Source organism: Sneathiella sp. D3-11, from assembly GCF_055809395.1.
The window spans coordinates 2451360-2474689 of the sequence record NZ_CM147911.1 but is presented as its reverse complement, the minus strand read 5'-3'; the positions used below and the strand labels follow the sequence as shown (position 1 = coordinate 2474689).

General features: G+C 51.3%; 21 protein-coding genes and 3 pseudogenes. 9 read left to right on the top strand and 15 right to left on the bottom strand.

The window, feature by feature from the left end; genetic code table 11:
* Positions 1 to 11: 11 nt before the first annotated feature.
* The 11 genes and pseudogenes from thrC to coxB all read right to left on the bottom strand — a co-directional run bounded on the left by thrC (position 12) and on the right by coxB (position 9141).
* A pseudogene (thrC, locus tag AC0L73_RS12630) lies at positions 12 to 1413 on the bottom strand (threonine synthase).
* Positions 1414 to 1516: 103 nt separating this feature from the next.
* On the bottom strand, positions 1517 to 3019 hold the full coding sequence (locus AC0L73_RS12625; RefSeq protein ID WP_473653891.1) for a carboxypeptidase M32: 1503 nt from the start codon (positions 3017 to 3019) through the stop codon (positions 1517 to 1519).
* A gap of 1 nt (position 3020) precedes the next feature.
* The gene (locus AC0L73_RS12620; RefSeq protein WP_227947861.1) at positions 3021 to 3737 is read right to left on the bottom strand and encodes an SURF1 family protein; all 717 of its coding nucleotides are present in this window, start codon (positions 3735 to 3737) and stop codon (positions 3021 to 3023) included.
* 2 nt (positions 3738 to 3739) lie between these two features.
* Positions 3740 to 3895 (bottom strand): DUF983 domain-containing protein, encoded by a 156-nt coding sequence (locus tag AC0L73_RS12615; RefSeq protein WP_473653890.1) that lies wholly within the window; start codon positions 3893 to 3895, stop codon positions 3740 to 3742.
* Positions 3896 to 3986: 91 nt separating this feature from the next.
* Positions 3987 to 4049 (bottom strand): annotated as a pseudogene (locus AC0L73_RS12610) (hypothetical protein); the annotation flags it as partial.
* A gap of 77 nt (positions 4050 to 4126) precedes the next feature.
* Positions 4127 to 4936 (bottom strand): cytochrome c oxidase subunit 3, encoded by an 810-nt coding sequence (locus tag AC0L73_RS12605; protein WP_227947863.1) that lies wholly within the window; start codon positions 4934 to 4936, stop codon positions 4127 to 4129.
* A gap of 65 nt (positions 4937 to 5001) precedes the next feature.
* Complete coding sequence (locus AC0L73_RS12600; protein WP_473653889.1) at positions 5002 to 5589, bottom strand: cytochrome c oxidase assembly protein; 588 nt, start codon at positions 5587 to 5589, stop codon at positions 5002 to 5004.
* Positions 5589 to 5720: a hypothetical protein gene (locus AC0L73_RS12595; RefSeq protein ID WP_265334742.1), complete on the bottom strand. Its 132-nt coding sequence runs from the start codon at positions 5718 to 5720 to the stop codon at positions 5589 to 5591. The genes AC0L73_RS12600 and AC0L73_RS12595 overlap by 1 nt, the downstream gene beginning before the upstream one ends.
* A gap of 1 nt (position 5721) precedes the next feature.
* Positions 5722 to 6624: a heme o synthase gene (cyoE, locus tag AC0L73_RS12590; RefSeq protein ID WP_415776486.1), complete on the bottom strand. Its 903-nt coding sequence runs from the start codon at positions 6622 to 6624 to the stop codon at positions 5722 to 5724.
* 36 nt (positions 6625 to 6660) lie between these two features.
* Positions 6661 to 8264 (bottom strand): annotated as a pseudogene (gene ctaD / locus AC0L73_RS12585) (cytochrome c oxidase subunit I).
* Positions 8265 to 8289: 25 nt separating this feature from the next.
* On the bottom strand, positions 8290 to 9141 hold the full coding sequence (gene coxB / locus AC0L73_RS12580) for a cytochrome c oxidase subunit II (protein ID WP_227947867.1): 852 nt from the start codon (positions 9139 to 9141) through the stop codon (positions 8290 to 8292).
* A 479-nt stretch (positions 9142 to 9620) separates the two neighbouring features.
* Between coxB and tldD the strand changes: the two genes are divergently transcribed.
* Entirely contained in the window at positions 9621 to 11051 is a 1431-nt protein-coding gene (gene tldD, locus AC0L73_RS12575; RefSeq protein ID WP_473653888.1) for a metalloprotease TldD, read from the top strand.
* Between the two features lie 64 nt (positions 11052 to 11115).
* Positions 11116 to 11910 carry a hypothetical protein gene (locus tag AC0L73_RS12570; RefSeq protein ID WP_473653887.1) on the top strand — a complete coding sequence of 265 codons (795 nt, stop codon included), beginning with the start codon at positions 11116 to 11118 and terminating at the stop codon, positions 11908 to 11910.
* On the opposite strand, the gene AC0L73_RS12565 is transcribed toward AC0L73_RS12570, so the two are convergent.
* Together AC0L73_RS12565 and AC0L73_RS12560 are read right to left on the bottom strand one after the other, a co-directional pair.
* Positions 11904 to 13271, bottom strand: coding sequence for a glutamate--cysteine ligase (locus AC0L73_RS12565; RefSeq protein WP_227947870.1), 1368 nt, complete (start codon positions 13269 to 13271; stop codon positions 11904 to 11906). The genes AC0L73_RS12570 and AC0L73_RS12565 overlap by 7 nt on opposite strands.
* A gap of 141 nt (positions 13272 to 13412) precedes the next feature.
* Positions 13413 to 14153, bottom strand: a complete 741-nt coding sequence (locus AC0L73_RS12560) for a 16S rRNA (uracil(1498)-N(3))-methyltransferase (protein WP_227947871.1) — start codon at positions 14151 to 14153, stop codon at positions 13413 to 13415.
* Between the two features lie 101 nt (positions 14154 to 14254).
* Between AC0L73_RS12560 and ubiA the strand changes: the two genes are divergently transcribed.
* From ubiA to AC0L73_RS12525, 7 genes are all read left to right on the top strand, one after another.
* Positions 14255 to 15184 (top strand): 4-hydroxybenzoate octaprenyltransferase, encoded by a 930-nt coding sequence (gene ubiA, locus AC0L73_RS12555; RefSeq protein ID WP_227947872.1) that lies wholly within the window; start codon positions 14255 to 14257, stop codon positions 15182 to 15184.
* Positions 15185 to 15261: 77 nt separating this feature from the next.
* The gene (locus AC0L73_RS12550) at positions 15262 to 16770 is read left to right on the top strand and encodes a UbiD family decarboxylase (protein WP_473653886.1); all 1509 of its coding nucleotides are present in this window, start codon (positions 15262 to 15264) and stop codon (positions 16768 to 16770) included.
* Between the two features lie 63 nt (positions 16771 to 16833).
* Positions 16834 to 17604 (top strand): sulfite exporter TauE/SafE family protein, encoded by a 771-nt coding sequence (locus AC0L73_RS12545; RefSeq protein WP_473653885.1) that lies wholly within the window; start codon positions 16834 to 16836, stop codon positions 17602 to 17604.
* A gap of 61 nt (positions 17605 to 17665) precedes the next feature.
* A complete protein-coding gene (locus AC0L73_RS12540) occupies positions 17666 to 19021 on the top strand; it encodes a TldD/PmbA family protein (protein ID WP_473653884.1) in 1356 nt (451 codons plus the stop codon).
* Positions 19018 to 19821 (top strand): 3'(2'),5'-bisphosphate nucleotidase CysQ, encoded by an 804-nt coding sequence (locus AC0L73_RS12535; RefSeq protein WP_473653883.1) that lies wholly within the window; start codon positions 19018 to 19020, stop codon positions 19819 to 19821. The genes AC0L73_RS12540 and AC0L73_RS12535 overlap by 4 nt, the downstream gene beginning before the upstream one ends.
* Before the next feature lie 105 nt (positions 19822 to 19926).
* Positions 19927 to 20094: a hypothetical protein gene (locus tag AC0L73_RS12530; protein ID WP_227947877.1), complete on the top strand. Its 168-nt coding sequence runs from the start codon at positions 19927 to 19929 to the stop codon at positions 20092 to 20094.
* Positions 20095 to 20580: 486 nt separating this feature from the next.
* Positions 20581 to 21081 (top strand): hypothetical protein, encoded by a 501-nt coding sequence (locus AC0L73_RS12525; protein WP_473653882.1) that lies wholly within the window; start codon positions 20581 to 20583, stop codon positions 21079 to 21081.
* Here the strand turns inward: AC0L73_RS12525 and AC0L73_RS12520 are convergent.
* Both AC0L73_RS12520 and xseA read right to left on the bottom strand, forming a co-directional pair.
* Positions 21078 to 21893, bottom strand: a complete 816-nt coding sequence (locus AC0L73_RS12520) for a M23 family metallopeptidase (protein ID WP_473653881.1) — start codon at positions 21891 to 21893, stop codon at positions 21078 to 21080. The genes AC0L73_RS12525 and AC0L73_RS12520 overlap by 4 nt on opposite strands.
* Complete coding sequence (xseA, locus tag AC0L73_RS12515) at positions 21890 to 23329, bottom strand: exodeoxyribonuclease VII large subunit (protein WP_227947880.1); 1440 nt, start codon at positions 23327 to 23329, stop codon at positions 21890 to 21892. The genes AC0L73_RS12520 and xseA overlap by 4 nt, the downstream gene beginning before the upstream one ends.
* Position 23330 lies beyond the last annotated feature (1 nt).

The following is a 23330-nucleotide window of genomic DNA, read 5'->3' as shown; positions in this document are numbered from 1 at the left end:
ATTCTTCCGATCTAAGCCGCACTCAGTATGCGCGCACGTTCCTTAATAAAGGATTTTACCGTCTCTAAATCATTTGGCAAATCAACAAGCCGTTCATCGCGTCCGAACAGATCCGCCATGTGCTTTGGTAAACTAGGACGCTCACCTGTTGCTTTTTCCACCGCATCAGGAAATTTGGCCGGATGCGCTGTAGATAAGGTTACTAACGGGACATCCTTGTGCTTTCGGCATTTTTCACCAACAGAGAGACCAACCGCTGTATGAGGATCGACCAGCTTCGCGCTTCTATCCAATGTCTGTCGGATGGTGGCGAGGGTTTCTTCCTCATCACAGCGATCTGCGGCAAAAATGCTTTCATTCAATTGCGACATATTCACGGAAAAACCACCGTCCCTGTCGAGCCGAACTCATCAAGTCGGCGATCGCGTCACCGTCGCGACCATATAAATCCGCCAGGAAACGTTCAAAGTTACTGGATACTTGAATATCCATGCTTGGGCTGATAGTCGGGTCAACGCCTGATTTCCGGTATTCGCCGCTATTGAAAAAACGGGATAGAATATCATTGCGGTTGGTGGCGACAATCAGTTGATCGACCGGTAATCCCATCTTGCTCGCGGCATAGCCGGCGTAGACATCACCAAAGTTTCCGCTTGGAACCGAGAAGGATATCGGCCGCGACGGTGCGCCGAGGCTGACACCTACAGTAAAGTAATAGACTATCTGCGCCATGACCCGCGCCCAGTTGATCGAATTAACGGCCGAAACCGCTAAACTGTCACGAAACTCATGGTCGTTGAACATCGCCTTAACCATGGCCTGACAATCATCAAAATCGCCTTCTATGGCGATGTTGTGAACATTTGAATCGAGCACCGTCGTCATCTGGCGCCGCTGTACCTCTGACACCCGCCCCTTGGGATGTAGGATAAAAATATCTACCGCTTCCCGCCCCCGGCAGGCTTCGATCGCCGCGGAGCCGGTATCGCCAGAGGTGGCGCCAACAATCGTCACACGCTTGCCTTCCCTTGCAAGGAGATGGTCATAGAGCAGGCCGAGGAGCTGCAAGGCCACATCCTTAAAGGCGAGTGTCGGCCCGTGATAAAGCTCCATCAGGAACTCGTTGCTGCCAAGCTGGCTGACGGGTACAACGGCTTTATGAGAGAAGTTAGCGTAAGCCTTTTCCGTCATTTTGCGGAAGTCAGCCTCATCAACGCAGTCACCCAGAAACGGTTGAAGCAGGAATGCCGTTGCCGCCGCATAAGACATACCGGCAAGGCTTTGAATGTCATTCTTTGAAAACTGCGGCCAACTTTCCGGTAGATAGAGCCCCCCATCCCGCGCCAGTCCAGTCAAGACCACTTCTTCAAAATTCAATACCGGCGCTTTACCGCGGGTGCTGATATATCGCACTTTCACACTCCTCAGACCAATCAGATGGCGGGTGAGAGTAACCATATGCAGGACATATGTGCAAGCCCGTATATGCCCGCTCGCCCCGCCTGCAGACTATTGTTTAGGGCAGGTAGCGATTCCGCAAATGCGCTTTAAAGGCGTCGGCAGTCAAAGGAGAACCCGTCGCAGATTGCATAATGCTTTCCGTCGATAGTGAACTGCCAAGGGAATGGATGTTACCACGCAACCATTCGAGCAAGGGCGCGAATTCCCCGGTACGGATTTTGTTGGTGAAATCCGGAATTTTTGTCGCTGCGGTGCTATAAATTTGCGCCGCCGCCATCGCCCCCAATGTATAGGTTGGGAAATAACCGATAGCTCCGCTTGGCCAGTGAATATCCTGAAGACAGCCAAGCCGGTCGTTCGGCGGCGATATTCCAAGAGTATTTCGCATGCCGCTATTCCACACCGCGGGCAAATCCTCAACCGCAAGATCACCCGAAAGTAATGCCTTTTCCAACCGATAGCGCAGGATAACATGGAGGGGATATGTCACTTCATCCGCATCCACGCGAATGAACCCGGGTTCAACTTTTAGGTAAAGCCGTTCGATATTCTCAACTTCCCAAGCAGGGCCGCTACCGGAAAAGGCTGCTTTTATCCGAGGCAGTGCATAAGCCATGAAATCTCCACTGCGAGAAAGCTGCATTTCAATCAGCAAAGACTGGCTTTCATGAAGAGCCATTCCCCGCGCCGCGCCCACTGGCTGGCTGCGCCAATCCTTTGGAAGTCCTTGCTCATACAGCGCATGGCCGGTTTCATGTAAGGTTCCCATCAAACTTTGCGTGAAATCATCGGTCTCGTAGCGGGTCGTTAGCCGTACGTCATCGGGAATACCACCGGTAAATGGGTGATGGCTGACATCAAGCCGCCCATGGCCGAAATCGAACCCGAGGGCAGTCATAAATTCCTGACCAAGCTGTTTCTGAACCGCTTCGTCAAACGGCCCCTCGGGCGCTATAGCTGGCTGCGTGTTTTTTCGATTTTCCAAGACTTCACCCAGGAAGCTCGGCAGGAAAGATTCCAGATCATCAAACAAAACATCAATCGTTGCGGATGTACAGCCTGGCTCATATTCTTCAAGTAGCGCATCATAAGGGGATACACCGAAAGCATCAGACTTGGCATCCGCTATGCGTTGGGTAAGCTGGACAACTTCGCTTAATGCCGGAACGAGAGAGGCAAAATCATTATTGAGCCGCGCATCCCGCCATTGCAATTCAGAACGGGAAGTCGCGTGGGAATGAGCTTCCACAAGATCCGGATCAACCGCTGTCGCGTGACGCCAGCGATTTTGCATTTCGGCAAGATTCGCGCGCTGCCAGTCGTCAAGAGTAACAATCTCACTCTCTGCTTCCATCAGCAGATCAGCAACGTCCGGGCTATTCAACATCTCATGCGACACCAGGCTGAGAACAGCAAGCTGCTCTGCTCGGGGGCCACTTCCGCCAATCGGCATCATCGCGGCACTATCCCAATGCAACATCGCCGCCGCGCCGGAGAGGGCGGAAAGCCTCGCGAATTTCTTCTCAAGCATTGAATAGGCTGTAGTCATTTCTGACATATCACTCCTGCTTCGATCCGCCGCGCTTTAGACCGTACAGGACATATATAACTATTAAGGCAATCGCCAACCCTAACCATGTGAAGGCATACTGAATATGGTTATTAGGGAGGGAAATGCGTGTCTGCCCACCCTTGGGGAGGCCGCCAGGCACTTCCGCCGCGTCGAGCTCAACAAAAACCGGCGCGACCGTGATATTCAGATGTTCTGCCATCTTCGCAAGTTCGCCATAAAGCCAAACATTATCTTCGGCGTTACTTCCAGGCAGAAAGGACCATGATTTACCCCAAGGCTTTCGCGCCACGCCCGTTACCGTAACTTCCCCTGAAATTTGACCTTCCGGTCTCGTTTGCGGATCTATATTAGCCTCTGGGACCCAACCTCGGTTGACGAGGATAATATCCCCTTCATTCGTACGCTTGAACGGGGTGATGACCTGAAAACCAGAACGCCCTTTCTTCGTATGGGCGAAAAGATGAAGCTCATGCTCATGGTCGAATTTACCAGTCAGGCTAACCCGTCGATAATGCCATTCTTCCGGGATAATATCTCCGGCCGGCAAGGTAACTGGTGCCGCCGCGAGCTGGTTATTTATCTGGTCGATTAAATCTATTTTCCAGCTATATCGATTAACTTGCCAGACAGTCAAAGCCAGCAGGATTACAACGCAAGGCACTGTAATCAAAGTTGGGATAACCCCGGGGGAGAATTTTTTCATGTTCAGTAACGCTCTATCTCGGAGCTCGCTTTATGCTTAAACTGCAGAGCAATCAAAAAAGCCTTGAAAGGACGGAGAAGCCCAGTGCTCAGGATCAATATTGTTGGAAGCCAGATCACCAATTGTAGCCAATATGGCGGATGGAATATAAGCTCCATCCCGACGGCAAGACCGCAAACGATAAATCCGACGATCAAAATGATAAAAACGGCAAGGGCCATCGCCACTATTGACGGCACTGAAACTTTGTCCGCAAGTATCACAGGACTCTGCGACATCAAGAAAGCCTTTAAAAGTTTCCCCTTTCCGCATGCCGGGCATTTGCAGGTGAGCCCGGCGCGCAAAGGGGAAACTGGTATGCCGTATGAATAAGGCATCAGATTATTAGGTCAGGTCCACTCCGGCCCCGCGCCCCACCAATAAACCGCAAAGAACAAGAACAACCAGACGACATCAACAAAATGCCAATACCAAGCCGCAGCCTCTAGGCCAAAGTGATGTGTTGGTGTGAAATGGCCTTTCGTCGCCCGGATCAGGCATACCAGCAGAAAGACTGTTCCGATAAAGACGTGCGCACCATGGAAGCCGGTCGCCATGTAGAAGGTTGAAGGATAGATCCCATCCGTGAAACCAAACGCGGCATGCGAATATTCATATATCTGCACTGCTGTAAAGCAGGCACCCAGAATAACCGTCAGCAACAAGCCCTGAGTCAGGCCCTTACGGTCACCATGCTGTAACGCGTGATGCGCCCAGGTCACCGTAGTGCCAGAGAGCAGCAGAATAACAGTATTTAGAAGCGGAATATGCCAAGGATTGAAGGTCATAATTCCTTCAGGTGGCCAAACACCGCCGCCAACTTCACTCGGAAACAGGCCTGCGCCAAAGTAGGCCCAGAACCAAGCCACGAAGAACATAACCTCGGACGCGATGAACATGATCATGCCATATCGCAAGCCCAATTGAACGACTGGCGTGTGATGCCCTTCATGCTCCCCTTCCTTGACAACATCGCGCCACCAAGTGAAGGACGTGTATAAAAGGGCGACGAAACCAATCACAAAGACCGCGTAACCTTTGTCATGCATCCACAAAACAGCACCGATAGCTGATACAAATGCAGCAGCAGACGCAAGGGCCGGCCACGGGCTCGGATCTACGAGATGATAATCATGTTGTTTGGCGTGAGAATCTGCCATTCCTAAACTCCTGCAATTTCGCCCGGACCAGGTCCGGCCCTAAATGTTACCCAGTCTTTTATTGGTCAATTTACATCAACCGATTTTTTTTCGGATTTCGCCGAAACCTTTGTTTCTTCATCATCTTCGCTGATAAAGAAAGTGTAGGAAAGCGTTATTACCGTCACCTCTTTGGCGTTCGGATCATCATCGATTTCAGGATCGACAAAGAAAGTAACCGGCATATCGACCCGTTCACCCGGCTGCAACACCTGCTCGGTAAAGCAAAAACAATCAATTTTGGTGAAATACTGCCCAACCTTCTGCGGTGTCACATTAAACGTCGCTGTTCCCTTGATCGCACGATTTGTCGGGTTGTAAGCTTCATAGAACGCAAGGCCCGTTTCACCCACCTTCATTGTTATCTTGTGCTTTACCGGCTTGAAGTCCCACGGCATTTCACGGCTTGTATTTGCATCAAATTCGATGGTTATGTCACGATCAAGAATAACATCCGGGGCAATATCCGCTTGCTGCGTCGTTCCACCATATCCCGTCACCCGGCAGAAAAGATCGTAAAGCGGGACCGAAGCATAGGCTAACCCGACCATGCCAACAACAACTGATGCCAACACGAATGCAAGACGGGCTGATTTTTTGTTCTGCCTTTCCATCACGCAGACGCCCCGCCGGACATTTTCACAATTGTAATCAAATAAAACAGTACGACCAAAGCAATAAGGATACCCCCGACCGCGAGATTACGGATACGTTGCCGCTTGTTATGTTCTTCATCACGGGCCATTTCAAACCACCGTCCGGACAAGGCTCTCACCGAGTAGCATAGCGAAAAGCAGGAACAGATATAAAAGAGAATACGCAAACAGCTGCTTTGCGCTCTCCTCGTCCTTGGCACGCCATACTTTTAGCGAAAGAAGCAGAAACAGACCGCTCAACAGGGTCGCGCCAACACCATAAACAATGCCCGCATATCCAAGAAAATACGGCATGACCGCAACAGGGAAAAGGAGCGCGCTATAGAGTACAATTTGCCGCCGCGTAACATCCCGGCCGGCAACAACCGGCAGCATAGGCACACCGGCCTTTGCATAGTCAATATCGCGCCAAAGCGACAGCGCCCAAAAATGCGGCGGGGTCCACATAAAAATAATTGCGAACAGAACAAGGGATTCCGCGCTAACATCGCCGGTTACGGCCGCCCAACCGATCATTGGCGGAAATGCACCTGCCGCACCGCCAATAACAATATTCTGCGGCGTCCGGCGTTTCAGCCACATGGTATAGATAAAAACATAGAACCCGATGGTAAGCGCCAGCAACGCCGCCGCGACATAATTCACCGCGAGTCCCATCAGAACAACGGAAGCCACCGACAGTACGGTGCCAAACGCAAGCGCTTCATTCGCGCTGACACGACCGGCAGGGATCGGGCGTTCTTTCGTCCGCTCCATCACCGCATCTATATCCGCATCATACCACATGTTAATCGCCCCGGATGCCCCGGCGCCAACAGCAATACAGAGAAGCGCCGTAAAGGCCAGCACCGGATGAATGGTCCCCGGCGCAACGGCAAGCCCCACCAGCCCTGTGAAAACGACAAGCGACATCACTCGCGGTTTCAGCAGAGCGAAATAATCGCTAACCCGCGTCAGATCTGAACTGACACGGGTTTCGATCGTATCCTTTATAAGGCTTGTGTCGGACACTCGTTGCTCCTTCAACCCTTACTTTATAACCGGCAGTTCGTTGAACTGATGGAAAGGCGGTGGAGACGGCAAAGTCCATTCCAGCGTGGTCGCACCTTCACCCCAGGGATTACCTGCAGCCTGTTCCTTGCGGACGAAGGCATGCACAACTGTAATCAGGAAGATCAGAACACCAACCGCCGATACATAGGAACCGTATGAAGAAATTGCATTAAAGCCAGCGAAAGCATCCGGATAGTCCGGAATACGCCGTGGCATACCGGCGAGCCCCAGGAAATGCATCGGGAAGAAGATCATATTCACGCCAATGAAGGTCACCCAGAAATGCAGATGCGCCAGTTTTTCCGAATAGGTATACCCGGTGATCTTACCGAACCAGTAGTAGAAGCCCGCAAAAATCGCGAACACAGCCCCCAGGCTCAGAACGTAATGGAAATGGGCAACCACATAGTATGTATCATGCAGTGCAACATCGAGGCCAGCATTGGCCAGAACCACACCCGTTACACCGCCAACGGTAAACAGGAAGATAAAACCAAGCGCCCAGACCATCGGTGGTTTAAACTCGATTGAGCCCCCCACATCGTCGCAATCCAAGAGAAAATCTTGACACCGGTCGGAACAGCAATCACCAGCGTTGCAACAAGGAAGTATGCTCGCGTATCAACATTCATACCCACTGTGTACATATGATGGGCCCAGACGATGAAGCCAACGGCACCAATCGCAACCATCGCATAGGCCATCCCGAGATAGCCGAAGACCGGCTTGCGTGAGAAGGTCGACACAATCTGGCTAATGATACCGAAGCCAGGCAGGATCAGAATATACACTTCAGGATGACCGAAGAACCAGAATAGATGCTGAAACAGGATTGGGTCACCGCCGCCCTCTGGCGCGAAGAATGTCGAGCCGAAATTGCGGTCCGTCAGGAGCATGGTAATACCGCCCGCAAGAACCGGCAGGGAAAGCAGAAGCAGGAAAGCTGTAACAAGAACGGACCAGACGAAAAGCGGCATCTTATGCATTGTCATGCCTGGCGCGCGCATGTTGAAAATCGTCGTGATAAAATTAATCGCACCAAGAATTGACGATGCGCCCGCCAAATGAAGGCTGAGGATCGCGAAATCAACTGCCATGCCGGGATGACCAACGTTCGAAGAAAGCGGCGGATACATGGTCCAGCCGCCACCAACGCCATTTGCTCCGGCGGGGCCCTCAACGAAGATTGAGATAAGCAGCAAGCCAAACGCCGGCGGCAACAGCCAGAAAGAAATGTTGTTCATGCGCGGGAAGGCCATATCCGGCGCCCCGATCATCAACGGTACAATCCAGTTACCAAAACCACCAATCATCGCCGGCATAACCATGAAGAAGATCATGATCAGGCCATGGCCTGTGACCAGAACATTGAAGAAATGGTAATTGCCGTTCAGAAACTGATCGCCCGGCAATTGCAATTCTGCCCGAATATAAACGGACATTGCCCCGCCGATAATACCGGCGATAATCGCAAAAATAAGATACATCGATCCGATATCTTTGTGATTGGTCGAGTAGACCCAACGCTTCCAACCTGATGGAGTGTGTTCGTCGTGAGCGGCTGCTGAACCGTAAGCCATAATGTAGTGCCTCTCTCTAGCCTGTTTACTCTGCGCTTGTGGACGTAATCTGGGCGAATTTGATCGCCGGGGTTCCGTCACTTGCAAATTCTTTTTTGGCTTCAACGAGCCATTTTGCGTAATCTTCCTTGCTAACCGCCTTGATCATAATCGGCATGAATCCATGACGTGCACCGCATAGTTCCGAGCATTGTCCGTAATACATGCCTTCATTCTCGATCCGCATCCAGGTTTCATTCAGACGGCCCGGCACGGCATCCATCTTCACACCGAAGGACGGCATTGCCCAGGAATGAAGGACATCTTCAGCCGTAACGAGAACGCGGATATTTGTTTCAACCGGAAGGACGATCGCATTGTCAGTTGCCAGAAGGCGCGGCTGACCGGGTTTAAGCTCGTCCTTTTCAAGCATCACGGCTTCAAAGGCAAGCCCGTCTTCATCCATATATTCATAGCCCCAATACCACTGATACCCAATGGCTTTCAGGGTCATGTCCGGCGTTTCAATCCGATCCCCGTAGTAAAGCAACTTCAATGATGGGATCATGATAACGATCAGGATCATGATCGGAACAACCGTCCAGATGATCTCGATAAATGTGTTATGGGATGTTTTGGAGGGGTTGGGATTTGCCCGCTTGTTAAAGCGCACGATCACATAAAGCAGCAAAACCAAAACGAACACCGTAATCGCACTGATAATCCACAGCAACAAATTATGGAATATATGTTGCTCTGCTGCGACTGGTGAAAATGCCTGCTGAAACGTTGTTTGCCATTGCGCAGGTTGCCCCTGCTCCGCGGCGGCAGTTCCCATCGTCAATACCGTGCCTGCAATTACGGCCATAAATGCGACAAGATTTCTTACCATACCCATCTTCACTTCCCGTTTGTGATCACATGTCTAACTAACTTAGCCTGAAACGAAAAACAGTATACCCTCGCTAGGCCAAATTTTGGACAGATTTTTTGATTTATATCCAGCTCATAACGGCAAATCAAAAAGCTTTCCACTCGATTGCGCGGGAAACTACACCACCGATGTGCTTTATAACAAGTCTAAGACTGCAGTAATTCAAAAATCCGCATCATTTTTTTTTGCCCGCAAAGCACAGGGAAAATAATTTTATGCATATATTACAATATATTACATAGATTTTACCAAAGCCATTCTCATTTTCTCTTCATCCTCAAATGACACGCATATTGTGACATTTTGTCACACCGACTTGCGTCCTCAAGGGCGGAGACAATTAGAATCTTTCAAATCAGCAATTCCCCTCTCTCGACATTCGCTCTCAAAAGACACATATTCAGCTGTAGTAAACCCAGCCGCCCAACAACCGGAGCACATTTATGACTGATATATCGACCGCCAATGACCTCTTTTTCATACCAACAGGTATGGATCGGGGAGCTGTTGAAAAGCAGGTATCAAAAGCGCTCGCAAAGGCGGATGACGGCGAACTGTTTTTGGAATACCGTCAGTCGGAAGGCTTTTCCTTCGACGATGGACGTCTAAAAAGCGCCAGTTTTGATACCACGCAAGGGTTCGGACTCAGAGCGGTTGTCGGCGAGGCGACAGGCTTCGCGCACGCCTCTGATTTGAGCGAAGAAGCCATCGTTAATGCCGCAAAAACGGTAGAGGCCGTGCAAGCCGGCAAAGGCGGCACCATGGCATTAGCGCCTGCAGGTTCCAACCGCGCCCTTTACAGCGACGACAATCCACTAAGTGAAATCCCCTTCGATGCCAAAGTGAAGGCGCTTTCCGAAATAGACGCCTATGCGCGCGGAAAAGACAGCAAGGTTGTTCAGGTTTCTGTTTCTCTCGCAGGCTCCTGGCAGGGGATTGAAATAATCCGCAGTGGCGGCGAACGTGCAGGCGACATCCGTCCGCTGGTGCGGCTCAATGTTTCTGTCGTTGTTGAAAAAGACGGTCGGCGCGAGTCCGGTTCTCATGGAATGGGCGGACGGACTGGATACGATTTTTACCTAGAAGAAGGCACCTGGAAATCCGCAGTCGACGAAGCATACCGTCAGGCCATGGTCAACCTTGACTCCGTCGCCGCCCCGGCGGGTGAAATGGATGTTGTCCTCGGCCCCGGCTGGCCCGGTATTATCCTGCATGAGGCGATAGGTCATGGTCTTGAAGGCGACTTCAATCGCAAAAAAACTTCTGTCTTTTCCAACCTGATGGGTGAGCGAGTTGCGGCTCCGGGCGTGACCGTTGTAGACGACGGGACAATCACTGACCGGCGGGGATCCCTCAGTATTGATGATGAAGGTACCGCAACCAGCAACACGACACTCATTGAGGACGGCATCCTCGTCGGCTATATGCAGGATCGCCAGAACGCCCGTCTTATGGGCGTTGAACCAACAGGCAATGGCCGCCGTGAGAGCTATGCCCACCTTCCAATGCCGCGCATGACCAACACATACATGCTGGGCGGCGATAAAGACCCGGGCGAAATTGTCAAATCAGTGAAGAAGGGCATTTATACGGCCAACTTTGGCGGGGGTCAGGTCGATATCACATCAGGCAAATTCGTCTTCTCCTGCACAGAGGCCTACCTCATTGAAGACGGTAAGATTACAGCGCCGGTCAAAGGCGCGACCCTGATTGGAACCGGCAGCGAGGCACTTAAAAAGGTAAAGGCGATCGGCAATGACATGGCGCTCGATAGCGGCATCGGCACCTGCGGGAAAGCTGGCCAAAGCGTACCTGTTGGCGTTGGGCAGCCAACCATGCTGATTGAAGGGCTGACCGTTGGTGGGACCGCTTAAGGCAAGCCGCGCTAAGGGGTTCCGCCCCCCTGCCCTGTTATATATATGCTTGCTGACGGCGTTGATGGCTGTGGCTCCGTCCGCCGCCGCCGCCGCCGCCGCCGCCGACGATCGAAACTGGCTTCCGACCGGAAGTTCAACTGAGATCCAAAGTGATCCGCCGTCAGAATTGTTGAGGCTGGATACGATCCGCGATGACAAATGGCTCTATGGACGCCTGTTATTTCGAAGCCCGTCGCTGCTTGGGGAGAAGGCAGTCCGGATCGGCCTCTCCTGCAATAGCTGCCACCCCAATGGGCATGCGAATACGGATTTTTTCATTACCGGGCTTTCGGACCGCCCTGGGCGAATAGACGTGACGCATCGTTTTTGGCAGGCGGAATTTGAAGACGGAATTTCAAATCCAATAGACATTCCGTCTTTGCGCGGTGTTCGGGACACGCCTCCTTATGGCACTATCAATTTATTCGCGGATCTACATGCCTTTACACGTCATGTCATTGTAACGGAATTTGCGGGACCACCCCCTCCCTTCGAAAAGGTGGAGGCGCTTGTCGCTTATCTTAATTCTATTGATAACAATGAGTTAGGTAAAGATCAGAGTAATGTACAGACAGGCACAGACATGTCTTATTTATCGCTCCTCCACGCTCCGCTTGAAAACAAAGACGAAGCGAAATTGGACGAACTAACAGATTTAATCAGGAGTGAGCTAGGCCGTCAGGCTAGTAGGCCACATGCGATGATCGGCGCTATCCAGCACACCGTAAAAGGCCTAAGGAAGATAAACGAGAAAGCCGTCGAGCAGGATTACACGGCGGCGATCAAGATCCATCAAAAACTGATGTCTGATCAGTAAGCATACTCTTTGAATACCGGATCTATATCTTCTTTCCAGTCGCCATGGAACCGCTCCAGCATCTCTTCTGCCGGTGTTTTCTTCATTTTAACAGTCGTCTTCAAAGCATTCAGGAAATGGCTTTCATCTTCACCAAAGCTATCCATCCGTTTGCGCGCCTTTAGGCCCGATGACGCAATTTCCAGCACCTCTGCTGCTAGCTCCAGCATAGTACGCCCGTCTGGCAAATTCGTGGCGAGAGCGTGCGTAATCACATCCTCACGAATTCGCTGGCGGTCTTCCGCTGTCCATTCCTTCACCAGATCCCAGGCTGCATCCAACGCCGTATCGTCATACAGTAGACCGACCCAAAACGCTGGCAGCGCGCATAAGCGCCGCCAAGGTCCGCCATCGGCGCCCCGCATTTCAAGGAACCGCTTCATCCGGACTTCTGGGAATAACGTCGTTAAGTGATTATCCCAATCGACAAGGTTCGGCTTTTCGCCCGGCAACCCCGGAAGTTTACCAGCCAGAAAATCGCGAAAGGATTGCCCACTTACATCAATATAATCACCGTCTCGATAGACAAAATACATCGGAACATCAAGGGCATAATCGACATACCGCTCAAACGAGAAGCCATCCTCAAAAACAAAGGGGATCATGCCCGTCCGGTCAGGATCGGTATCGGTCCAAATATAGCTGCGATGACTGAGATGCCCGTTTGTCCGCCCCTCGGTAAAGGGAGAATTCGCAAAAAGCGCTGTTGCCAGAGGCTGTAAGGCAAGGCTTGTCCGAAATTTTTTGATCATGTCCGCTTCCGACGCGTAGTCGAGATTAACCTGCACCGTACAAGACCGAAACATCATATCCAGACCATGCTGACCCCGGGTCGGCATGTATCTTTTCATAATTTGATAGCGTCCCTTGGGCATGATTGGCGTCTCGGCACGCGTCCATTTCGGGCTAAAACCGAGGCCAAGGAATCCAACCCCCATCTCATCCCCCACTTCACGGACTTGCGCCAAGTGAGTATGAACTTCACTGCAGGTTTCGTGGAGATTTTCGACCGCGGCGCCGGATAGTTCCAATTGCCCGCCTGGCTCCAGACTGATCGAACATCCCTCTTTTGAGAGCGCGATAACATTGTCACCCTCATAGTCAGGCTGCCAGCCGAAACGCTGCAACCCTTCCAGCATCGCCTTTATACCCTTGGGGCCCTCATAGATTAGTGGCTCATGAGTATCGAGCGTGAAACCAAATTTTTCGTGTTCAGTGCCAATCCGCCATTTATCGCGTGGCTTACAACCACTCGCGGCAAAGTCCACCAACTGTGCCTTGTCATTAATCTCAATGGCGTCGCCTTTGGAAGGTCCGGACATATATTCCCTCTTATTTTATGGTGGCCGGGCAATGCGCCCCTGGTCCGGCCTTTAGTTTGACTTAAAGAATTGCTCACCTCGCTTCAAGGCAAAAATACTATTTTTGTCGAATGATCACTTTCTGGCAGCAACTTGAATGGCTCAGGTCCAGTCACCCTGAAATGCCTGCAACAGAGAAAGGCTTGCAAAAACAGCGGTTTCCGCCCGTAATATTCTGGGACCTAATGAAATCGCATGCGTATTGGGCCGGGCCGAGATCATTTCGATTTCTTCGTCCGTAAACCCTCCCTCTGGCCCGGTGACGATCGCCCATTTTTCCGAAGTCTCTAAATGAGATAGAACTTCTTTCGCACTATTTCCGCTTAACCTCTCATTACAGAATATCAATATCCGATCTGGCTCCAGTGCGGTCAGCGCCTGTTCCAGCCTGATAAGGCCGTGAACAATCGGCAGGTTGAGCCGCTCACATTGTTCGGCAGCTTCCAGCGCCTGCAACGCCATCTTGTCCTCGCGCAGTCGTTCCGCATTCGTGCGTTGGGTCTGAACCGGCTGAAAACTGGCGACTCCAAGTTCTGTTGCTTTTTGCACTATGAGGTTGGTCTGAGTTTTTTTAACCGGTGCAAACAGGAGTTCAATGTCAGGCTCATCAATTTGCGGTCGAAGCCGTTCGGTAACATGAATGAGGCAGTGATTTTTATGTACTTCCTGTAATTGTCCAAGCCACTCCCCGTCCCGACCGTTAAACAAGGCAACTTTATCGCCCTCTGCGCGCCGCATCACTGTCGCGACATAGTGGGATTGATTTTTATCCAGGATCACCCCCAGATCAGCACCCAAGTCGCTTGGAACATAAAGACGGACGGAATATGGTTTCGGGAACATAAGGGAACAAGCTCTTTAAATATGTTGGACGATAATTTGTTGCGATTCATAACAATTAATGCCATCTCCGTCACCTCTAGTTAGATTAGGACTGTTTTGATATGCGACGCCCCGACAAGATAATCGATGACGCCAGCAAGCAAAACTGGGTAGACCTATATGCGCCGGAAGGCCTCCAGCCCTATATGAAGCTATCCCGACTGGACCGACCGATCGGCACGTGGCTACTGCTCTTGCCTTGCCTATGGTCTATCGCTCTTGCTGCGCCTGCAGGCGATCTTCCAAACATCTGGTACTTTATCCTGTTCAGTATTGGGGCCCTTGTTATGCGCGGGGCGGGTTGCACCCTGAATGATATAGCTGACAGGGATTTCGACGGAAAGGTGGAACGCACCAAGAAACGACCGATCCCGAGCGGGCAAGTGACTCTTTTTCAGGCAATTTTCTGGCTGGGCTTGCAATGCCTGATCGGGTTGATAATTCTGCTGCAGTTTAATCTCTTCGCAATCCTGCTGGGCGCCGCTAGCCTCGTTCTTGTGGCCATCTATCCTTTTGCCAAGCGATTCACCTATTGGCCACAATTCTTTCTGGGCCTCGCCTTTAACTATGGCGCGCTACTTGGTTGGGCCGCGGTAAAGGGCGGTCTCGAGATCGCCCCGATTATTATGTATCTTGGTGGCATTGCCTGGACGCTCGGCTATGACACCATATACGCCCATCAGGATAAAGAAGATGATGTTCTGATTGGCGTTAAATCGACGGCACTGAAGTTTGGCGCGGATACTTACCGCTGGATGATTGGTTTCTATATTGCAATTTTCCTTGCGCTTCTTCTCAGTGGCTATTTCACTGGCTTGACCCTTCCTTTCTACATCTTCATGGCAGGTGCGGGTGCGCATCTTGTCTGGCAGATCCGGTCCCTCGATATCAATAATGCCGATCTCTGCCTGCTGCTTTTCAAATCTAACAAGGTCTTTGGTCTGATTGTGCTTGTCGCGATTATTACGGGGAAATTCCCTCTGCCGTGGTAGAAAATGCTTTTGCTTTACGGTAGTGGATGATCTCGGGCATAGTCGTCGGGGCGCGGGTAACAATGGAATAGGTAAAAATGGCGTACGGTTCACTCCGGGAATTTATTGCGCAGCTTGAAGCAGATAAGAAACTCGTCAGGGTGCAGGAAGCGGTCTCAACCGATCTTGAAATGACTGAGATTCAAACTCGCCTTCTGGCGGAGGGCGGCCCTGCTGTTCTGTTTGAAAATCCAGTCAACGAGAAAGGCGAGAAAAGCTCGATGCCTGTCCTCGTCAACCTGTTCGGCACCATTGATCGGGTTGCCATGGGCATGAACCGCACACCTGACGAACTTCGACAAGTCGGCGAAACCCTCGCTTTTTTGCGTCAGCCTGAACCGCCAGAAGGGATTCGTGAAGCCGTTGGGATGCTGCCTGTCCTGAAAACCGTCATGAACATGCGCCCCAAAACCGTTAAGAATGCACCCTCTCAGGAAGTAGTGCTGACAGGGGCAGAGATCGATCTCGACAAGCTGCCGATCCAGACTTGCTGGCCGGGAGAACCTGCGCCGTTGATCACCTGGCCGCTGGTGGTGACGAAGGGCCCTGGCGAGGGCAAATCGGATGATTTCAATCTTGGCATCTACCGGATGCAGAAACTCGGCAAGAACAAAACCCTGATGCGCTGGCTCAAGCATCGCGGCGGCGCGCAGCATCATGCACGCTGGGGCAAGGAAAAAACCGAGCCTCTTCCAGCGGCAGTGGTCATCGGCGCGGATCCGGGCACCATTCTAGCTGCCGTAACGCCAATCCCGGACAATCTTTCTGAATATCAGTTTGCGGGACTGTTACGTGGCGAAAAGGTCGAGCTGGTCGACTGCAAAACCATTCCTCTTAAAGTCCCTGCGACGGCCGAGATTATCCTCGAAGGTCATGTCTCTCTCGATGATTATGGTGATGAAGGGCCGTATGGCGATCACACCGGATATTACAATTCGGTTGAGAGCTTTCCGGTGTTCACGATTTCCGCCATCACCATGCGTAAAAAACCGATTTATCTCTCGACCTTTACCGGCCGGCCGCCGGATGAGCCGAGCGTACTCGGAGAAGCGCTGAATGAGCTTTTCATTCCTCTGATACAGCAGCAGTTTCCAGAAATTACAGATTTCTGGCTCCCGCCCGAAGGGTGCAGCTACCGGATTGCGGTTATCTCCATGAAGAAAGCCTATCCCGGCCATGCAAAGCGCGTGATGATGGGGGCTTGGTCTTATCTCAGGCAATTTATGTACACAAAATTCCTCATCATCGTGGACGACGATATCGACGCCCGCGACTGGAAAGATGTGATGTGGGCCGTCTCGACAAGAATGGACCCTGTACGCGATATCACGACAATTGAGAATACACCAATCGACTATCTGGACTTCGCATCACCTGAGCCAAGTTTAGGCGGCAAAATCGGTCTCGACGCCACAAACAAGATGCCCCCCGAGACCAAACGCGAATGGGGCACGCAAATTCGCATGGATGACGCAGTGATCAAAAAAGTTGACCAGCTTTGGGAAAAACTTGGTCTTCCTGGTAGCGGGAAACCAATATGGAAATAAGGGCTGCACATCCCTCTTATTGTCCTGAATAATAATAACAAACGCTGCCACAGGGAAGTTAGTATGACGTTTATCACCGATCCTGTTTTTTATATTATTGCGATCCCTGTGGTCTTGCTGATTGGGATATCGAAAGGAGGATTTGCGGGCTCGCTAGGATTGTTGAGCGTCCCCCTTCTCTCGCTGATGATTTCGCCTATACAGGCAGCTGCCATCGTCCTGCCGATCCTCTGCGTGATGGATATTTTCGGCCTATTGGCATACCGACGTACTGCCGATTGGCGTAATCTCGGCTACCTGCTACCGGGCGCCGTGATAGGCATCCTCATCGGCTATCTACTTTTCAGCTATTTAAGCTCGGATTTCATCAAGGTCTTGCTCGGTGTCATCTGCGTCGTTTTCACACTTAACCATTATGCGCGCAGAGTTCCTGCCGATCATGTGGCTAAGGCAAACCTTATCCGAGGCTCCTTCTGGGGATCAATTGCCGGATTCACGAGCTTCGTTGCTCATGCAGGTGGGCCACCGCTCCAGTTCTATATGCTCCCGCAAAAGCTCGACAAGACGCTTTACGTCGGCACTTCCGTCTGGTTTTTCTTCGCGATAAACTATGTGAAACTTATTCCCTATGGCCTGCTTGGACAGTTCTCTGTGCAGAATATCGGAACATCTCTGGTCCTCCTACCACTCGCACCGCTTGGTATCTGGCTCGGGGTCAAGGCACATAAAATGGTTTCGGAGGTTCTTTTCTACCGCATCGCCTATATGCTGGTGTTGCTGACAGGCGGAAAGCTACTCTGGGACGGCCTCTCTGGAATGAATTTGCTTTTCTAATTCCATTTTCAGCCCATGCCTCCTATGTATGGGGGGTTGTTATTTTTCACTCAAGGTGCCTATGTCAAAACAAACAGCTGATGAGCAGAATTCGCTCAATATTCTCGATGACCTGATTGCTATTGCACAGCGCAAGGGCGCCGAAGCGGCGGATGCCGTCCGCATTCAGGGAACGTCAGTCAATGTCTCTGTCCGTCAGGGCGAAACCGAGGAGATCGAACGGTCTGAGGCACACGATCTCGGCCTTCGGGTTCTTATTGGCAAGCAACAGGCCTTTGTGTCCTCTAATGATACAAAGCCGGAGGTATTGGAAGAACTTGTGGACCGGGCTCTCGCAATGGCCCGCAATATGCCAGAGGACGAATTTTGCGGCCTTGCCGATCCTGCCTTTCTTGCCAAGAAAATGCTGGATCTCGATCTTTATGACGACACGTCACTCTCGCCAGACGAACTTGTCGCTATTGCGAATGAGGCTGAAGAAGCTGCCCTCGGTGTCGAAGGCGTCACCAACTCGGAAGGCGGCGGCGCCTCAACAGGAAGTGCCTCGATCGCGCTGGCCACCTCCGGCGGCTTCAGGGGAGCCTATAGCTCCAGCAGCTTTTCTGTCAGCGCCTCCGTGATCGCCGGTGAAGGCCAGGGTATGGAGCGCGACTATGATTATGACAGTCGCCATTTCTATGCTGATGTGCGGGCGCCTTCGGAGATTGGTAAAATTGCCGGGGAGCGAGCGGTCAAACTCCTTAATCCACGGAAAATGCCGAGTGGGCAATTTCCTGTTGTCTATAGCAACCGAGTATCGGGGAGTATTCTCGGGCATTTTTCAGGCGCCATTTCCGGCGCCTCCGTCGCACGCGGCACCAGTTTTTTGAAAGACCAGATGGGTGAACAGATTTTCAATGAGCAGATCAATATCATTGATGATCCCCATAGATCGAGGGGGCCAGCGTCGAAACCATTCGATGGCGAAGGGGTCTCAAATAATCGACTGGACTTGATCAAGGGCGGCACACTGCAATGCTGGATCCTCAACAGTGCATCAGCTAAGCAACTTGGCCTTGAGACCAATGGCAGAGCAACGCGCGGGACTGCCTCGCCCCCCGGTTCCGGAACGACAAACCTGTATATGGAAGCTGGATCAAACTCCCTTGAGGAAATGCTCGCTGACATCAAATCGGGTCTATATATTACCAGCTTGATTGGCTTTGGAGTCAACGGCATCACGGGAGACTACAGCCGTGGGGCGTCGGGTTTCTGGATTGAGGACGGCAAAATTGCCTTTCCGGTTTCTGAACTTACCATTGCCGGCAATCTGAAGGATATGTTCCTGAACCTCACGCCTGCAGATGACCTAGAATTCCGACAGGGAACCAACGCGCCAAGCCTGCGTGTCGAAGGGATGATGGTTGCAGGTACATGACGACTGAATTTGACAAAGATTTTTCCCTGCTCTCACACACCATGCAAGAAGCCGGGGATATTGCCCGCCGGTATTTCAAGAATACGCTTAAAAGCTGGGAGAAAAAACCGGGCGACCCCGTAAGCGAGGCAGATCTTGCTCTCGACACCCATTTCAAGGAAAAGCTGCTGGCCGCGCGTCCGGATTATGGTTGGCTTTCCGAAGAAACGGCAGATGACCGTGCACGCCTTGAAAAATCGAGAGTCTGGATTGTTGATCCAATTGACGGCACACGTTCCTTCATCGCCGGAAAGCCAGAATTTACGATTTGCGCTGCCCTTGTGGAAGACGGGGAACCGGTCCTTGGGATTGTATATAATCCTATATTGGAAGAACTTTACGAAGCGGTTCGCGGACAGGGTGCCAAACTAAATGGCGAGATTATAACCTGCAGTGAAAAATCCGATCTTTTGAACGCCAAACTGATCGCGAGCCGCAAATCCTTCGAATGGCATGGCTGGCTTGATACGGTCAAGGGAGCGACGTTCAGCCATGTAAATTCCATTGCCTACCGGATGGTGAAAGTTGCCTCACAGGATGCACACGCCTCCCTTTCTCTAACGCAAAAAAGCGATTGGGATATTGCTGCAGCGGATATTATTCTTGCTGAAGCAGGTGGGATCACCACTACGACGCAGGGTGATAAACTTGTCTACAACAGGAAATCCATTAATCAGCGGAATGTCATCTCTTCAGGCCTCCAATTTCACCCGGAACTCATGAAACTTCTGGAAACTTTCGGAACAGCAAAATCTCATTGACGCAAGCAAGCATGAAAGAGTTTTTCAGAAAACGAGAAGTGGTTGCAAATTCAGATTGCTCTAGCTAATTTACCTTTATCATTTGATTTACCGGAGTGATCCACAATGACATTCTTTTCGCGTGTACTTTTGGCAGCTATGCTGCTGTCTGCTTCTCTGATGGTCAGCGGCTGCAGCGATACCTGGCAAGGCGTCAAGGAAGACACAAGCAAGAATATGAACAAGGCAGGTGACGTTGTCGTCAAAGCAGGCGAAAAGCTTAAATCAGAGTAATCTGATTTTCAGCACTGTTAATTACGGCGAATTGGATGCCCTTTCGAAATGACGGCGCGATGGAGAGCTTTCATATTTATTGAGTTGGCTGTCACTTCCACGCTGCACAGCTCTAATCTCCCGATTCGCGTAATTTTTCCCGTTCTTGCTGCGTTGCACAAAAATATAACTGAGTTCAGATCATATTAACTATATTCATTAACCATGACTCCCGGAAAGACGCCGCATATTCTTGGCGGTTTTGTGAATATCCGCGGTCTTCCCGCAAAGCGAAAACACTCTAACCCACTAATATTATTATGTTTTACTCTGTTTCTCCCGTAAATTTTTCGCGATAACTTTGATATCTCACCAATTGACGAAATAGGGTCCGCTCCACTACTATTTGACTATCGCCGGTTTAGGGGCATTTACGGGGCGATTTCTTTCACAAAAAGTACTGATTTCACGATCCCTGAGAGATATCGGTCTCCGATAGAGGAAAATATGAAATCGTTGGTTAAAACTCTTTTTTGTATAGTGAGCGTTCTTCTATATACATCAACTATAAAGGCGGCTCCGCTTCATGGGGATTATGGACCAGAACCACTGCAAAGTCGTTCAGAATGGTTTTCAAAATTGCATCAACAGCAGAATTTAGAGATTTCAACTGTATTCGCAGATGAAAAATTTAGAAGCATTGCGCAAGGAAAAACGGTATCTCTTTCCTTTGGAAAAGAAGAAGGCGACCAGTTCGGCCTGTTTTCATCCGGCCCATTTGGCACCGGCGACCAGTTCTACAAAAAATGGGTTGGTTTCCTGTTTGGCCTCCATGCCTTGGATGCTAAGGAAGAGGGCGACCCTGTGCCGATCTCTTCTCAAGCAACCTCTGCAATACCGCTGCCTGCTGGCTTCTTTCTCTTTCTAGGCGGACTTGGGGGCATAGTCCTTCTTGGTAAGCTAAAAAAGCGTGCCAATGTCACCAGAAAAGACACATTTTCTGCCTAGTTTATCGGCATCGCCCCGAGCAGCAACTCAGGATCAAGCCGCTCTGAAAACCAATTGATACGCCAATCAAGATGTGGACCCGTAGACCTGCCAGTCGAGCCGACTTCTCCAATTCTTTCGCCTTGTCGAACAAATTGTCCCGGCATCACATCGAGCTTACTAAGGTGGGAGTAAACAGATACCAACCCATAGCCATGATCAATCATAACGGTGCCACCGGTATAATATAAATCTTCCTCCGCCATCTGGATCAGCCCGTCTGTTGAGGCAACGACTAGCGTACCTTCAGGGGCCGCGATATCCACACCAAAATGAGGACGCTTCGGAATATCATTGAGGATACGCTGACTACCGTAAACGCCGCTCACCCGGCCTACCACAGGCCACTGCCAGCCGGAGAGGAACCATTCCTTCTGTGTTTCAACAGATCGAATGCGGGCGATTTCGGCATTCTCTTTCCGGATCCGCTTTAGAAATTCAGCGCTCGGGGTGACTTTGGACGGGGGCAGCCCGCTAACGCGCTCAACCTTATACTCCCGTTTTTCGATGTTGAGTTGCTTTTCTTCTTCGCCCCCATCTACATAGCGAATTTTGAGCAATGCTGTCGGTTTGAAATCACGTCCGAAGCCAAACAAGAAACGGCCAGAGGGAGAGACTGCCACCTGTTTCCCCTCAAAGAAAACAACTGCATCCGGCTCTGTCACCCCAATGATTAATCCACCTTGTGTGAAGTTTCCCTGCAAGCTGGTCCGATCAGCATAGGCATTTAGGGAAATAAAAAAAATGGTGAAAAATACGAACATACCCCTCATAGAAGGCTTCCCTGTTTTGGCTCGCCCGGCTTCCTCTGCGCCTTCTTGGGTGTCCGACCCGACGACGTACTCCCCGTCTCGCCAGAAATTGTCGCAGCGGCCTTGCCGTCTGAAAACTCCACCTCTACGGCCCGGCCCGGAGTGGCACCCTGAACCGAAGAAATTGGCTTGCCCGCGTCATCCCAGACGATGCTGTATCCGCGCTTCAACACCCGCCGGAAGGAAAGACTTTCGAGCAAACGAGTTGTTGCACCTAATCGCTCTTCGGCACGCTCCCGTTTTATAGACATGCTTCTCGCCATCTGACGTTCAATCAGGATCAGCTTTTCATCATATTGCTTCATCGACCGCTCTAGGAGTTGTGGCCGTAGTTTTGCTCTCGCTCCGCTAAACTGCTGCCCTTTGAAATTGAGGTTGCTCACAACCGATTGCCGAAGTCTGCTTTCCAGATGATCAAGATGCTGGACTTTCTCAGCGATAAGCGACGCGGGATCGCGCAATCCCCTCGAGAGGCCCGCGAGCCGTTCGCGCTTGTCTGCAATTGATCGGCTCAAGCTCCGCTTGATACGACGCTCCTGGTCATCCACATAAGCGATCAGTTCTGACCGCACCGGCACAGCAATCTCCGCTGCTGCGGTTGGCGTGGGTGCACGCTTGTCCGACGCAAAATCTATCAGCGTTGTATCAGTCTCATGACCGACAGCGGAAATAAGCGGAATGACACTCTCAGCTGCCGCGCGCACCACCTCCTCCTCATTGAAGGCCCAGAGATCCTCTAGGCTTCCGCCGCCCCGCGCAACAATCAGGAGGTCTGGTCGCGGAATATGACCATCCACTGGAAGGGCATTGAACCCGCGTATGGCGGCGGCGATCTGGCCTGCCGCCGTCTCCCCCTGAACCAGCACCGGCCAGAGCAATACATGGGTCGGGAACCTATCGCGCAGGCGATGTAGAATGTCGCGGATAACTGCCCCGGTCGGGGAGGTAACAACACCTATTACCTGCGGGAGATACGGCAGGTCCTTTTTATTCGATGGGTCGAACAGCCCTTCAGCCGCAAGCTTTTTCTTCCGCTCCTCCAGCAGGGCCATCAAGGCACCAACGCCCGCCGGTTCCATCGCCTCTATCACGATTTGGTATTTAGACCGTCCGGGATATGTCGTCAGCTTACCGGTACAGATTACTTCGAGACCATCTTCGGGTTGGAAGCTGAGCTTACTTGCTGTTCCCCGCCACATCACACCGTCCAGCACAGCTTTGTCATCCTTTAGTGTCAGATAGACGTGACCGGACGCCGCCCGTTTTAAACCAGATATTTCCGCACGAACGCGGACATGGCCAAAAACATCCTCAACTGTTCGCTTGAGCGAACTGCTCAGCTCCGAAACGGTATATTCATGGATATTTGATGATCCCGGGTTCCGATTATCTGACACG